Origin of the sequence: Bacteroides sp. OM05-12 (assembly GCF_003438995.1) — a bacterium.
Lineage (GTDB): Bacteria > Bacteroidota > Bacteroidia > Bacteroidales > Bacteroidaceae > Bacteroides.
The window spans coordinates 23,896-38,758 of sequence record NZ_QSUN01000027.1; the positions used below are offsets into that span (position 1 = coordinate 23,896).

General features: G+C 39.9%; 10 protein-coding genes. All 10 read right to left on the bottom strand.

The genetic code is table 11. The features are described from left to right. Nucleotides 1-203 precede the first annotated feature (203 nt). Nucleotides 204-1,106, bottom strand: a complete 903-nt coding sequence (locus DXB63_RS15470; RefSeq protein WP_122127303.1) for a nucleotidyltransferase — start codon at nt 1,104-1,106, stop codon at nt 204-206. Between the two features lie 85 nt (nt 1,107-1,191). Beyond that, a complete protein-coding gene (locus DXB63_RS15475; protein WP_122127304.1) occupies nt 1,192-3,528 on the bottom strand; it encodes a BamA/TamA family outer membrane protein in 2,337 nt (778 codons plus the stop codon). A 2-nt stretch (nt 3,529-3,530) separates the two neighbouring features. Then, nucleotides 3,531-8,123, bottom strand: a complete 4,593-nt coding sequence (locus DXB63_RS15480; RefSeq protein ID WP_122127305.1) for a translocation/assembly module TamB domain-containing protein — start codon at nt 8,121-8,123, stop codon at nt 3,531-3,533. 209 nt (nt 8,124-8,332) lie between these two features. Further along, nucleotides 8,333-9,952: a tetratricopeptide repeat protein gene (locus tag DXB63_RS15485; RefSeq protein WP_122127306.1), complete on the bottom strand. Its 1,620-nt coding sequence runs from the start codon at nt 9,950-9,952 to the stop codon at nt 8,333-8,335. A gap of 21 nt (nt 9,953-9,973) precedes the next feature. After that, a complete protein-coding gene (locus DXB63_RS15490) occupies nt 9,974-10,918 on the bottom strand; it encodes a PstS family phosphate ABC transporter substrate-binding protein (protein ID WP_122127307.1) in 945 nt (314 codons plus the stop codon). 5 nt (nt 10,919-10,923) lie between these two features. Further along, on the bottom strand, nt 10,924-11,739 hold the full coding sequence (locus DXB63_RS15495; RefSeq protein ID WP_122127308.1) for an energy transducer TonB: 816 nt from the start codon (nt 11,737-11,739) through the stop codon (nt 10,924-10,926). Between the two features lie 19 nt (nt 11,740-11,758). Beyond that, on the bottom strand, nt 11,759-12,409 hold the full coding sequence (locus DXB63_RS15500; RefSeq protein WP_122127309.1) for a biopolymer transporter ExbD: 651 nt from the start codon (nt 12,407-12,409) through the stop codon (nt 11,759-11,761). Nucleotides 12,410-12,415: 6 nt separating this feature from the next. Continuing rightward, nucleotides 12,416-13,027 carry a biopolymer transporter ExbD gene (locus DXB63_RS15505; RefSeq protein ID WP_122127310.1) on the bottom strand — a complete coding sequence of 204 codons (612 nt, stop codon included), beginning with the start codon at nt 13,025-13,027 and terminating at the stop codon, nt 12,416-12,418. Nucleotides 13,028-13,052: 25 nt separating this feature from the next. Then, nucleotides 13,053-13,868 (bottom strand): MotA/TolQ/ExbB proton channel family protein, encoded by an 816-nt coding sequence (locus DXB63_RS15510; RefSeq protein ID WP_122127311.1) that lies wholly within the window; start codon nt 13,866-13,868, stop codon nt 13,053-13,055. Nucleotides 13,869-13,971: 103 nt separating this feature from the next. Next, nucleotides 13,972-14,421, bottom strand: coding sequence for a hypothetical protein (locus DXB63_RS15515; RefSeq protein WP_122127312.1), 450 nt, complete (start codon nt 14,419-14,421; stop codon nt 13,972-13,974). Nucleotides 14,422-14,863 lie beyond the last annotated feature (442 nt).

Here is a 14,863-nt window from a genome sequence, read left to right on the forward strand (position 1 = left end):
GAAACGATCGACCCACGACCGTGAAAAGATTAATGAGTCAATAGTTTCACATCAGTTCATCAAGGCAATTACATTAATTCACGAGGAAGAAACAAACAAATCTATATAAAAAAAGCTGTGAAAGCAACCTACCCTTGTTGCCTCCACAGCCTGACTATCGATTAGTGTTATCCCCCCTGAAAAGAGGATAACAGGTATATCCATTAAAATAACTTAGCGGGATATTCGCCGGCGTCTACTAAAGCCTGAATCTTATCTACGACAGATTGACGATCGGCAGCATAGGTCACACCAAACCATTTGGCAGTGGTATCCAACACTTTCACTCTTGCTGTACCATCGTTTATCAATTTGTTGACCATCAAAGGAATGTAGTACTCAGCTTTCAGGTTTTCACGATTTTCCTTCAGGAATTCCACGAAATAATCTTCCGAATACTTGAAATAGTCAGGAGTAAATCCCCACATGTTCATAGAAACCGGCGTATTATCTTCGATAGCTACCCATTCGCCCTTTTCATCTTTGTAACAAACAGGACCGTTGACGCGCATAATCTCGGTACGTTCTACAACAGTCGTCAGGTATCCTCCTTCATTTGTTCCGCAAATGCCACGAGCCACAGAGCCGCTTTCAGACAAAGTATTGCCTACACGATAACCTACCATGCAATAATCATTTTTCTTTCCGTCCATCTCACTTAATGCCTTTCCAAGCACCGCAAAGCTATCACGTCCGTAGAAATCATCTGCATTGATAACGGCAAACGGTTCTTTGATAACGTCTTTACCCATTAATACAGCGTGATTCGTTCCCCAAGGTTTCGTTCTTCCTTCCGGACAGGTAAATCCCGCAGGCAGATCGTCGATAGATTGGAATACCAATTCTACCGGAATATGGTTTTCATATTTACTGATAATTTTATTACGGAAATCGTTTTCGAAGTCTTTACGGATAACAAATACCAATTTCCCAAATCCACCGCGTATTGCGTCGAAGATTGAATAATCCATAATTGTTTCTCCGTTAGGACCCAGCCCGTCTAATTGTTTCAAACCACCATAACGACTTCCCATTCCGGCCGCCAGTACAAATAATGTAGGTTTCATTTTGTTGTAATTTATAAAGGTTAATATTAAAGCTCGTTCTTAATACCCGCAAAAGTAGTAATTATATTTGTAAAGCACAACAGAATCAGAAAGGATAACCAATCGCTAAATGATAACCGAGACTTTTCTTAAAAGAGGGTAAGTTATAATATCCTTTCTTGGAGGTTTCATAAGGGACATGCAGTCCTATTCCGACATCGAAACGGATAACAAGGAACGTCAAGTCATAACGCAATCCCGCTCCTGTGCCTAAAGCAATATCCTTTCCGAAGTCGGAAAATTTGAATTGCCCGCCCGGACGGTCAGGATCATTCCTCAACAGCCAGATATTACCGGCATCCAAGAAAGCAGCTCCGTGCAGGTCACCTATAATCTTAAAACGATATTCAATATTGGCTTCCAGCTTCAAATCACCCGTCTGGTCAATATAAGAATACTTGGTTTCCACCTTCGGATGGTAACTGCCCGGTCCGATGGAACGTACCGTAAACGCACGAATACTGTTTGCTCCGCCGATAAAGAACTGTTCACTGTAAGGAGCAACCTTTGCATTGCCGTAAGAATAAATAGCACCTGCCATAAAACGCATGGCAAGGCGTTGTCTGGAATCTATCTTATAATTATAACGGATTTCGGAAGTCAGTTTCATGAACTGTGCAAACGGGTTTCCAAGCAGCTTCTTATCTTTTCTTTCAAACTTCTGCCCGAATATGGCATAGATTCCGGAAGTTATGTTTCCTGCCGAAGTAACAGAAGTCTCCCACCATAGATGATTGCGCTTCGCCGTGATACTCGCATCATCATACGTATAAGTATATGACATGGCAGGAATAAACTGGTTCTGCAAACTGAGATAAAGAGCCTTGTTTGCATTCATGATAGAATCAAATTTGGCGGTCTTGCTTTGCATCACGTTAAAAGTGAGCTTAAACGGGGTAACAGAATGTTTCCTGGTTGCCGAAGGCTGAAAATTGTAGCTTGCATTACCACCGAAAGAAAGCATCTTGAAAAAGCCGGCACGGTTCAGTTGGTCTGCATAAAGGCGGAAAGTAGTGGTAGCCGGGAAGTTAAAATCAACTTTATGTAGCCACGGGAATACTACCCACGGGAAATGCAATGAAGTTGAAACGCCCAACTCATACGAATTGATCTTGGACTTGCTTCCTTTGACAGATGAATTTGTCTGCCATTCATACGAACCCTTTAATTGCACAGAGAAGGTTTCACCTCCGCGGAAAACATTCTTCTTCGATACGCTGAACACAGCTCCCGGTCCTATCTGATCATTACTCTTAGATGTGACATTCAGTTCCAATTCTCCGTCAAGCGGCAAATCCATCGCTGCATTAATCTTCAAATCAAGGCGATTGCACGAAGGAAGAGTATCCCGTTGTGCATACTGGAACTCCGCATAACGGAACACGCCCAGACGGTTCAGATTCTCCTGACTCTTTGATTGCGCTTGCTGCGAGTAGAGAGAACCTTCATGGAAACGCAACCGTTTGTATAAAACGGAAGGACGCACAGGAGGACGCTTGCCGGTATAATAAACGAGCATATCTTTATACATCACAGAATCTTTTGGCGCACGGCGGCTAGTGTTGTTATATCCCGCTATGGTAAAAGATGTACGTCCCATATACCATTGACGCCTTACCATAGGAGGTAATCCCTGCTTCGGAATAATTTGCAGGCTCACCTTTCCCGGAGCTATCAACGTATCGGCACGGAAAGTGATAAAATCAGGACGATAGTAGAAGTAGCCGTTATTCCTGAACAGATTACTCAATCGCTGACGTTCCGCATCCAATTGGATAACGCTGAAATTATCTCCTTTTCGTATCAAACGCTGTTGCCATTCTGCCTGTATAAGACTATCGCCACGAGGAGAGAAGCCGAGATAAGCTATCGAATCCAGAAAATAGGGATTCTTCATATCCACCCGATAAATGATCTTAGCTTTGCAGCTGTCTTTCATCGGTACAACTTCCGAAGTAACCTTCCCGTTAAAGAAACCGTAATCATGCAATACATTCTGGGCTATCTTCGTACGCAACTCCGGATTTACCGTTGAAATAAACACCGGCTTGGCAGCAAGCTTATCAAATATCCACTTGCCGACTTTCTTCCTGGAGTTTACAAAATCATTATAGATCCACAAACCAAAAGGAAAAGGCCACTTCATGGATGAACTCCCAAAGAAAGAGTTATTCGGTTTGCAAGCCAATGCTGCTTCCACTTCTGCAAGTGCGGCATCACCGGCAGGAGTCTTATCTTCATTCTCTACGATCGTTTCTTTTATCCCTCTATACAAAACTTCATCTTTCGGAAGATTACGTGTAATCGAACATCCTGACAAAAGAAGAGGAAGTATCAAAAGAATAATTACAGTCGCCTTACTATGTGTATCTATCTTCTTCATCTTTATTTGCTCTTTTTATTTCCGGCATTCGAAGCCTTTTTACTCTTGCGGAAAATAAACAGTTCTCCCATTCGGGACATCTTCTTACGCAACACAACACCAACACCCGTTTCGGTGATCTCACCATCCAATATGCTATCATAATTCTTATCATGGAACAACTTGATGTAACGCGTTCCACTGCCGTCCAAACGATATTCTATCGATATATTATCAATAAAGGTCTGTTCCCCCTGTTGCACATTATCACCGGAAGAGATGGTTCCGCCGATAATAACATTGAACCGGTCATTCCAGAAACGTTTGGATATCTGATAGGAATAATCCGTATGGGCATTGCCATCCGAACCATCGGACATATCGACTCCCAAACTAATATCCACAGCCTTAATATTATTGGTTATACCCTGAATTGCACTATTCAAGACACTATTCAGGCTACTGCCCATATTGAAACCACCGGTACCGCCACTACCCAGATAAGTGCCGGTTATCATCATCGCTACTGCTTGCTTACTACGCTCTTCATCCGACATGGCAGACAGTTCATTCTGTATGGTAGCATCCTCCGGTGCACTCAGGTTGAAGCTGACAGCCAGATTCTCCAACGTATTCTGTATGGTGATGCTCGCTTCAAAGTTGACCATCCGTTTCTGATCGTCTTGCATAACGGAAGTACGGACTTTATACACAGCAACAATATTCAACAACGGGTTCATCGGGTTACCGCTAAAATCGACATAACTTCCATTCTGAATCGTATAATCCAACTTCTTCAATCCCATAATTGAATACTTCATCTTACCGCTTGTCAGCGTATAACGTCCGGTCAGCTGTATGCCATTATATTCCGAATATTGAAGCGACAGATCACCGCCTCCTTCCAAACGGATATAGTCGGAGCCATCTTCGCTCAAATCAGCATTTACCCTTGCCGCCTGATCTATATGGACTACCATCAACATATCCATGCCTCCTAAAGAAACCGCAGGCATTTGTTCCTGTACCACCTGTGTAGTATCGCTGAAATCAACAAAAGTCACCAACTCGCCCAAGCGGTCTTGAGCCGCAGTCAACGGAGAATCCTTTAAAACATAGGTTACATTAGTCGTTCCAAGCAGATTTATATTACCCCGCATCTGCAAAGCATCCAAAGGTCCTTTTGCCGTAGCAAAAAAGTCTACGAAAACTTTCCCATATACCAAAGACTCTTTCGTTTTCTTAGCATTTATCAACTCATAGTTGCGTGCACGCAACCTCAGATTGGCAGTCATCGCTGCAAAATCCGACATATCGACATTGCCGTCAATAACAAACGGATTATCTCCACGGGTATAAAGATTATATTTATCAAATACCAATTTACTGTTTTCCAAACGAATCGGTTTATTATCCATACGGAAACGTAAACCATACTGAGGAACATCGCCCGCTACCGAGTCTAATACAACTTCACCGTTCAAGACAGGCTTTGACAACTCACCTTTGACACTCAGATTACCATCCAAGTTCCCCATCAGCCTCACCATCCTATCCGGAATAAAGCCATTCGCCAAATCCAACGGAAGATCCTGCAAAGTAACATCCGCATCAATAGAGCCATTGCCTGCGGTATGATAGACACCACCTGCCGATAAAACCTCTACATTATTGTGGGTTAGATGGGCATCCAGGTGATGATCACCTTCTTCACCCGGCAAATAAACCGCACTAAGTTCGACATTACCAATTGCATTCTTCTCATATACCAGTTTCTGCACTTGCACATCGGCAGCCAACTGAAGATTCTGCTCTGTCTGAACATAATGAGCTTCTGCATTAAACAATCCGCTGATCTTCGGCATATAAGGCATCACTTCGCATATATCCGCCAGCTCTATCCTACGCAACTCCACCGCTATATCCTGCAACACCGTAGTATCAGGCAAGGAATAGAGTTTTAATCCTGTCCCTGCCGAATCCAAGACGGAAACGTCAGCACGTACCCGATTATCTTTTCCTATATAAACATAATTCTTTTTATTCACATTAAAAGGCCGGAATACAATCGTCGGATGCTCCGGGAAAAGATGGAAAGACATTCCATTCTTGTGTAGTACTGCACGAATACCCAACAACACGCCATTCTCACCTTTATCATTAAAGTATTTCAATAACAACTCAGCACCCCGTTTATGAATCTCACCGTCGGCTGATGCTTTAAAGACTATTTGTTTATTGTCCGGTCCATTGACTACTCCGGCAGCAAACTTCACTCCGGTAGTATCCTGATGAATGTCCAACCGTATCGTATCCAACTGCAAACTATCCGTATGTAAAGCATAAATATAGGAATTACCATTAAGCCCTTCCTCCGGAGAAGTATCCATATCCATCAAGAACTGATGAAAGCCAATACCGGAAGCTGCCGCCAGATAATTACTTAACGGATTGTCCGTTCCGGCAGTGATGCGGATACACGTACCCGGCAGATACTTACGCAATTCATTCTGGTAGATTCGTTTCTCTGCAAGCTGTTCGGTCAGCACTTCCATAAAACGGTTTGATTCTTTCATAATCCGTTCTATATCTCCTACTCCCTCCAAAGAAACCTTTAAATCTCCTGCACTCACGCTTGCCAAAGTGGAATCTTTTCCCGTTGATGCTTCAAAATAGATGTTTTTAGGTTTAAAGTTCTGCTTCTCTGTTTTCATGCGCATATCGGTAATAGCACCATCCAGTGAATGAGTTATCTTCATGTCTGTAGATGCCTTTACCCGAAAATTAAGGGCGACATCAAAAGGTGTCGGCGTCATGTGCATCCGATAAAAGTTAATATTAGCGACATTCATATCCAAATCTGCACTGATCTGATTCTTATGCAGCAAAGCATTCAGTCTCGCTTGCAAATCAACCAAAGGATTATGACTGTCCAATAAAACGGTTGCCTGATTCTTCTCTAAAGATGCCGTCAGCTGAATACCTGACAGATCATAGATAGCGTAACTAAAAGCATCTACTTTCAATTCCGCATTCACACGGGTTTTCGGTGAATAGAAATCAAGTCCTTCTCCTTTGACCGCAACGGATGCCGTAAGCATATAAAGAGAATCTTTCGGCATGAAATCTGTTAATTGCAAACTGTCAATATCCAATGCCGCACTATACGCTTGGTTCTTTCCATCATATGAAGCATTTAAGAGAATCTTTCCGACTCCTTCAGCAAAAGCAAGGTTAGCATGATATGCTTCTCCGTTCATTTTAGCTTCACCGGTTAAAGACATATCATGGGGAATGGCAAAATTATCTCTTGACTCGGCATCCAATAAGGAAAGTACAAAGTCAAGATTACCGGTCGACGCATCCAAATCAATAAAAGCTTTACGGTTTATGCTATCCAGAACCGAAGTAGCATTGCCTTCCACTGCCAGTCTAAAAGCACCGGGTAGCTCCGCACGAAGTTCATTCAATTTGAGTTCCTGCATATTACCTTTTATATCCGCTCTTAACACAAGGGGGCGAAAAGGATATTCTTTTTTAAAATCATCGGATAAATGCCCTGTAAACAGCAAGACATCTTCTTTCCCGAAATCGGCATTTAACTGTACGGAAAGCACACCTGTTTCCGGTTTATAAACAGTAGCCCAATCGGCTAAAACCGACAAGTCTACGAAGGAATAAGGGGTTTCCAAACGCAAATCAGGAATACGAATAGAGGTACTGTCAGACTTAATATTACCTTTCAAGGACGTTACAGATAGCCCGGAACGTTCATCCAACGTAAATTGGCGTATCTGTGCCATGATGTTCTGCCCGTGATATTTTAATGAATCCAGTCTGATATTAATATTACGGGCAATAATATGCGAAGGATCAAAACCGGCAGAAGCAATTCCATTCCCGGAGTCATAATGCACCTCACTATCTGAAAGCTTCAACAAAGCCAGTTGATAAAGTTCCGTGCCCAAGTCTACTTCTCCTTTCTGCAACATTGCACTATTGATGCGTGCATACAGATTCAGGCTATCAGCAGGCATTTGTAAGGCAAAAGCTATATTGTCCAGCGATAACTGATGCAAAAGTATTTTCCATTTCAAAGGAGTAGAAGTCGTGTCCGGTTTACTTTCAGTCGTATCATTCAAACAAAGTCTCAGATCCGTATCACTAAGCTTTACCTTATTCACTGTCACCGTTTCTTTATCCAAATCAACTCCATGCGATTCTAAAAAGAAATCCCCTAAAGAACCTTCTATCCTCATGCCGTCAATCAATCCGGCCGAATTTACTTTCACATTTTGAAGTCCGATCCCGTTAACCTCAACCTGCTTCTTTATCAAAGGCCAAAGCTGTACTTTGACCATTAGTTCTCCTGCCGTTAAGAGTGTATCTTGTTTATCAACCACTTCAACGCCTTTTACCACCAGATTAAGTGGAAAAGAAAGACTGATACGCTCAATACCGATCTCCCAGCCTGTTGCCTCGGATGCAATAGTAGTAGCCTTCTCTCTCAGGAAATTCTGGATAGGAGGTATATATAAAAGAATAAACAAAACTACAAACAGAAGAACAGGAGTAAGTATGATAATGCCTGTCCATCGCAATATTTTCTTCATCATTGTCTTCTAAAACACAAACTGCTTACAAAGAAAACATTTTTTTTCATAATAAGTTTACCGTTTCCCGTATTTATTATGTACAAATAATGGATATTTAAGCAGATGACTTTTAGAAAAGCTAATCTATCCCCCAGAAAAACGAAAAGAGGCAGAATCACTTCTCCCTCTTTCCTGATAACAACTAAATTTATGTAAGTAAAAAAAACAATTTATTGAATACCTTCCAACGCTTTACGAGCCGTATCGTTAGACGGATCAATTTCCAATATTTTATTCCAATAAACTTTAGACTCGGTAAACTCATTCTTCACAAAATAATAATAGCCCAAATAGCTATTACATTCTACAAGAAGTGATTTCCCTGCATCCGGTTTGTCTTCAAGAATTGCCAATGCACTTTCATAATAAGGTTTTGCCAGTCCGACCGTTGTTTCCGGGTCTAACAAAGAATTAGCACGGGCACGCCAAAAATAACCCAAATAATTATCCGGCACTTTCTCTTCCACAATAGAAAAGATACTGTCCGCACTAGCCAAAGCAGTTTTCTTCTTTGCTAAGTTCTCAGGCAATGAATCTGTTAATGCACTTCCTTCATAATAATAAAGCCTGCCTAAGAAAAATAAGTCCGCTACTTCGGCATCCTTCCCGATAGCCTTCAAATAAGTATTAAAAGCATGAATCGCCTCATTATAATTACTCATCTTTTCATGTACTTCTGATAACTCTTTCCAGATTTCCGGCTTATCCGACTCCATATCCAACGCCTTGTAATAATGTTCCAATGCTTTATCCGATTGTTTGTTGGCACTCAACAAACGTCCGTAATAAAGATGATCCAGATATACACATTCGGAATCGGCCGACTGATCAAAGAACGTTTGTGCCGCTTGTAAGCCTTTACTATACTCTTTCAATTCATAATTATCATACATTGCCAAACGTTTAAGAATAACATTATCAGGATCACGTTCCAACGCTTTATTTACTAAGTCTAATGACTTCCCATAATCTTTTGCCAAAAACAATACCATACTGTATTTGGTAAAATCATCGACTGAAGCGCAATTTGAATGGATAAATTGTTCGTAAGCATCAATAGCTTCGCGATATTCTCCCAAAGAATAATAGACAATTGCCAACTCTTTTTCCACCGGAAGAAAATCCGGATGCAGGCTTTTCAGTTTAAATAACATCTCCACCGATAATCGGGGATTGACATTCATATAGGCTTCCGCATACTTTATATAAGCTTCCTTGCAATCGGGATCAAAGTAGATAGCCTGTTCATACTCACTGCAAGCATTACCCATATTGCTTTTTACGAAAGCAATATCACCGGCAAAGACATGCAATGGTGCATACTTCCCTGCTATTTTTTCTGCAAGCTCCTTGTACTCTAAGGCTTTTTCCGGCATATTATTATCCAAGAAAGCTCTACCTGCTGCAATAATGATATCCGGATTCTTTTTATTCTTGCCTTTCAACATTGCATCGATCTGTTCTGCACCTTGTTTCGGATCATCCTTTAACAGCAGTTGTGCCAAACCAATCCGGCAATATGGATTCTCCGCATCTAATGCCAACCCTTTTTTATAGTAATAAGAAGCAGAATCTGCTTTATTCTCACTAAAATATATATTCCCAAGATAATAATACCCTCTCGCATCAGACGGTGAAGTCCCGACCTCACTCAACAGAAGAGTTTTAGCCGCATTTGGAAACCCCGCTTTATAATAAGCCACCCCTTCGCTATCAATAGTTTGTGCAGATACCCGAAATAGCAAACCAGCCAAGAGCAGTAACATTATTATTAAAATTATTCGTCTCATAGTCGTTCTTTAATTATATGATTATTCGTCTTTTACATTTACAATACGGACAGGTTCCGTAGCCGGGACCAATCCTGATTTCAATATTATCCTTTGCCCTCTCGCTCCGGTAAGAAATGCTGTAAGACCCGAAGGTAACGCTCCACGCGGATCATTCAACAAAATATATACATTACGGGAAAGCGGATAACTTCCGGTTGCCAGATATGCCTGATACGGTTTGAAACTATTTTCAGGGATGGCAATCTTTGCTCTACTGACAGCCATCACTCTAATCCTGTCATTAAAAGAAAGATTGGTCGTATCTCTCGGATTTCCCAACCAATTCACACCTATCACTCCGATAGCTCCGGGTGTTCTCGCTACATAATTAATCACTTCCGAGTTCGTCTTTTGTGCTTTCAATTCTTCATACAGGGGTTTCCCCTTACATATAGAATCCATAGCAAAACGAACAGTACTGGAATTCGGATTATCAAACACTAATTGAAGTTTACCTAAACGGGATGCAGGGTAAAGCTCTTTCCAATCGGTAATCTCACCGGTTAGAATCTTTTCCAATTGAGACACACTTATCAAAGAGTCAGGATTCTGATTGTTTACAATCAAGGCAATTCCGTCTATAGCAAGCTTGATACTTCTTGGAAAGAACTTACGACTATGGAACGACTCCATTTCCTGAGAAGACAACTCGCGAGTGGTGATTGCCAACCGCACGCTGTCCTTCAGGAGATAGTTCACTGCATCCACTTCACTACAATAAATCGGAACGATTCCTGCCATTGGAGTCAATGCCTCGAAAACTTCTATTTCCTCCTGAATAATCGGTTCAAAATTCTCATCGACCGCAATCTTAATCACCCCGGAAGTCATCGTATCCGTTAATGCGTCTCTACTTTTATTCTTACATCCGACCAAAAGGAGGAGAATAAGAAAAGGAAATATGGCAAATCGTTTCATCTTCATCAATTTTATTGTAATTTAAAAGTAATAGGTACTGTATAATATACCGGTACATTGATACCATTCTGTCTGCCCGGTATCCATTTAGGAAGCATCTTTATCACTCGGATGGCTTCTTTGTCACAATATGGATCAAGAGATTTCAATACAGTCACACCCTGTACTGTTCCTGATTTGGATACGACAAAGCGTATATAAACTTTTCCCTGCACACCATTCTCTTGAGCAATTGTCGGATAATGCAAATTCTTAGCAATAAAAGACAATAACTCTGTATCTCCTCCCGGGAATTGAGGCATTTGCTCTACCGCCACATAAGGTTTCTCCTCTTCCACAGGAGCCTGAGTGATTACTTCTTTCAGGTCTGCAATATCTTTACCATTGAGTTCATCGTTACCTTTAACATCTGCAATGGAAATAGCCACTTTAGTATTCGTTATTTCTTCCTGACTTTTTATTTCATCTTCATCACGGACTTCTTCGTCTTTCTTTATCACAGGAGCCGTAAACTTAATGGAACTCTTCAAAGCAGGAGGAGGCGGAGCTAAAGGCTCGACAGGTCTTACTTCCTGATCTTTGACTTCTGCTTCGTCGAGTTTCGATAAAACAGTAACTTCAGTCATTACTTCTTTCTTCTCCGGGGTAGCAAACTCCACTAACTTAGGAATACTGAACCCGATAAGAGCCACTAACAGAACAATCAAAACAGCCCAATTATGACGTCTCGGAGATTCTTCACGCATCCTATACGCACCATATTCTTTATTCCTATCCGTAAAAACCAGTTCACACCATTCCGGAGAGGTTAAATCTATCTTAGCCATATTCTTTTAATTTAAGCTGTTAAACTTGTCCGGCTATATTACGTGAAAGTTCTCCTGAGGTCTCATAATTCTTTAAAAGGAATTCATCACCATCAGTAACATTAACAATCACGTATTTACCAATATTACAGATTTGCATCTCGTCCAGCGCATCAACCAGATTCTTATACTTAGCCCCATCCATCGCTTTGATAATCACAACAGGAGAATTTTTGTCATTCTTTATCTCCGATGCTTTTCTAGTATATTCTTCTTCGGATATTTTCAATTCAGCTTTTTGCTTTTTCAAATCATTCATTTTGGCTACTACATCCCTATTCCTAACTAAAAGCAAAGCCCTCATGCCATCGGGAGTATAATCCGTTTCTTTCAAAGAAGTATAATCTTTATAATCGGGTTCACCCAAATAGTAATATACTTTATCGTCAGCTCCCAAAATAAAAGTCATAGCCTTAGACGCTTTTACTTTACTTTGCTGCTCTTCAGAAACTTTGTCATTACTTGGCATGCTGATTTCCATTGTCTGAGGTTTACTCAAGGATGTACATAGCATAAAGAAAGTAATCAATAACATATTCATATCCACCATCGGAGTGAAATCCACGAACACATTCATCTTCTTCTGACGACCTTTCTTTTTATCGCCATTATTATTTTGTACTTCAGCCATGATATTTTACTTTTGATTTGCCGGTACAGCCTTCAAAGAAGTTATCAGGTTATAACGATTCTCTCTTAAATCTTGAAGAGAGTTCATCACGTTCTTAATAACTGAATAGGGTGTGTTCTGATCGGCTTTTATCGCTATTCTCAAATCAGCATTGGACGCACGAGCTGATCTCACCCATGCTTTAAACTGATTATCCGTACTATCACAAGGGATACCCATATCTTTTAGAACCTTATCTTGTTCAGTAGTAGACAGGGCAAGGAAACCTTTCATCTTGGATATTGGAACTCCAAATGTCTGCAAAAGCTTAAATTTATTCAGCTCTTGCGGAGTAAATGTTATTCCATAATCTTTTCCCATACTTTCAAGCGAACTAACCATATCTCCCTGTTTATCCAAGCGAAGAAATACCTTTCCTTCCGGATCGACAAGTATCTGGAGAATGTTTGTTTCGGGAATCTTTATTTCTGATACAGATCCCGGAGTAGTAACTTGTACCGGTTCTTTTTGCACGAACGTCGAGGTCAGCATAAAGAATGTCAATAATAGTACAGTCACATCACTCATCGCCGTCATATCAATACGGGTACTCTTTCTTTTCACAATGAGTCGTGCCATAACATTGCAGTTTTAAAAGTGAATGTTACTTATGAGTAGCCGCAAATGTTTGTACGATCGAGAATCCGACTTCATCAATGCTATAAGTTATTTTATCAATCTTACTGGTAAAATAGTTGTAAGAAATAACAGCCAATGCACCGGTAAGAATACCGAATGCGGTATTGATTAAAGCTTCGGAGATACCTTGCGACAATGCGATTGAATCCGTTGCTCCGGCATTAGCCAAAGCTGCAAACGAGCGAATCATACCAATAACAGTACCAAGTAATCCCATCAATGTACCCAATGTGGTTATAGTAGCAATAATAGGAAGATTCTGTTCAAGCATCGGAAGTTCCAAAGCCGTAGCTTCCTCTATTTCTTTTTGAATGGCAACAAGTTTCTGATCTTTAGCAAGTGTGTCATCTTTATCCATCTCATCATATTTCTTTAATGCAGACAGGACTACGTTAGCAACAGAACCTTTTTGCTTATTACATAACTCTTGGGCGGCTTTAATATCACCTTTCGCCAACGTTTCTTTAACACTTCTCACGAATTTTACAAGATTCCCTTTTCCATGTGCACTCTTGATAGCAAAGAAACGTTCAACACTCAATGCAATTACCGTAAGAAGCAGAGTTTGAATAATCGGAACAATAATTCCTCCTTTATAAATCGTCCCCAATAAATTACCGGGAAGAGGATGATTGTTCGGATCATTATTCATAAAATTAGAAGGATTTCCAAATACGAAATGGAATATTAATATAGCAATAACAAGGCATGCTAAGATCACAAGACCAGCTGATTTAATACCGGTAAATGATTTTGATTTATTTTGAACTGTCGTTTCCATAATAGTTTTTTATTTATTTTATAGTCGTAAAAAATAATAAGTAAGTACACGGTTAAATATTTCATTTACCGCACACTAAAAGACATACAAATAAAAAACTATTTTAAATGATTATTCGCCGAAGCGTGAAAATGTAGTATTCGCACGAAGGCAATACTTTATGGTTAACCCATGAATAAAACGTTTTACTTTTATCTAGCATTAAGATATCATCTCTAAAAGATAATTGCTGCATCACACTTCTAAAAAAACAGGAAAGGTCAATACCCTTACGCAAACGATATTGGCTTATGAAAGAATTCTGTGAAAGCCCCTGCTCAACTATATCGGTAGTCGTGCAGTCAGTATAGTAATGGAATGAATTATTCTCCAATTCCCCCGAACTTTTTGTATAATCATAGAAACTGTCACATCCGGATAGTTCATAAGATGAGCTTTGGAGTAATATTGGATCGGAAGAAGCCAAAGAATTATCTGCGATAATTTCCTTTATACCGAAAAAGCTCAGTATAAATAAAAATAACAACAATAATATTCTCTGATTTGCTTTCATTTTTCGTTGTTTATCATAATACACTAATACAACAAATTTACCATTATATTAGTTTTGCAAAACAGCAATTATTTTTTAATTTAATCAACTATTATAAATTCAAAGCAAATGTTCTTTGCTATAAGTATGAATACTTCAACAATACATTGCAAATATATACACTAAATTAATAGATTGATCATATTCTATTATGATTAATCTCAATATTATATTCTAATTCAGAATTATTAAACATTGATGTAGTGATTAGAACAAACTTATAGTTAACCTTTCCGATTATTCCGGAGCAATATGGGAAAAAAGGAAGAATAGAAAAGGGAATCATAATTATCATTATTTATAAAGACAGAAACAAGATAAAGAGTCAAAGCAAAAAAAGCGGTCTTGGAAGAATAAGAAGAAAGCAAGATAACAATAACAAGGAAAGAAGAAATAACCCGGG

Bases quoted from the DNA above. Each gene is read 5' to 3' on its own strand.
- DXB63_RS15470 (WP_122127303.1), bottom strand. From the start codon at position 1,106: ATGAAACCTACATTATTTGTACTGGCGGCCGGAATGGGAAGTCGTTAT.
- DXB63_RS15475 (WP_122127304.1), bottom strand. From the start codon at position 3,528: ATGAAGAAGATAGATACACATAGTAAGGCGACTGTAATTATTCTTTTG.
- DXB63_RS15480 (WP_122127305.1), bottom strand. From the start codon at position 8,123: ATGATGAAGAAAATATTGCGATGGACAGGCATTATCATACTTACTCCT.
- DXB63_RS15485 (WP_122127306.1), bottom strand. From the start codon at position 9,952: ATGAGACGAATAATTTTAATAATAATGTTACTGCTCTTGGCTGGTTTG.
- DXB63_RS15490 (WP_122127307.1), bottom strand. From the start codon at position 10,918: ATGAAGATGAAACGATTTGCCATATTTCCTTTTCTTATTCTCCTCCTT.
- DXB63_RS15495 (WP_122127308.1), bottom strand. From the start codon at position 11,739: ATGGCTAAGATAGATTTAACCTCTCCGGAATGGTGTGAACTGGTTTTT.
- DXB63_RS15500 (WP_122127309.1), bottom strand. From the start codon at position 12,409: ATGGCTGAAGTACAAAATAATAATGGCGATAAAAAGAAAGGTCGTCAG.
- DXB63_RS15505 (WP_122127310.1), bottom strand. From the start codon at position 13,027: ATGGCACGACTCATTGTGAAAAGAAAGAGTACCCGTATTGATATGACG.
- DXB63_RS15510 (WP_122127311.1), bottom strand. From the start codon at position 13,868: ATGGAAACGACAGTTCAAAATAAATCAAAATCATTTACCGGTATTAAA.
- DXB63_RS15515 (WP_122127312.1), bottom strand. From the start codon at position 14,421: ATGAAAGCAAATCAGAGAATATTATTGTTGTTATTTTTATTTATACTG.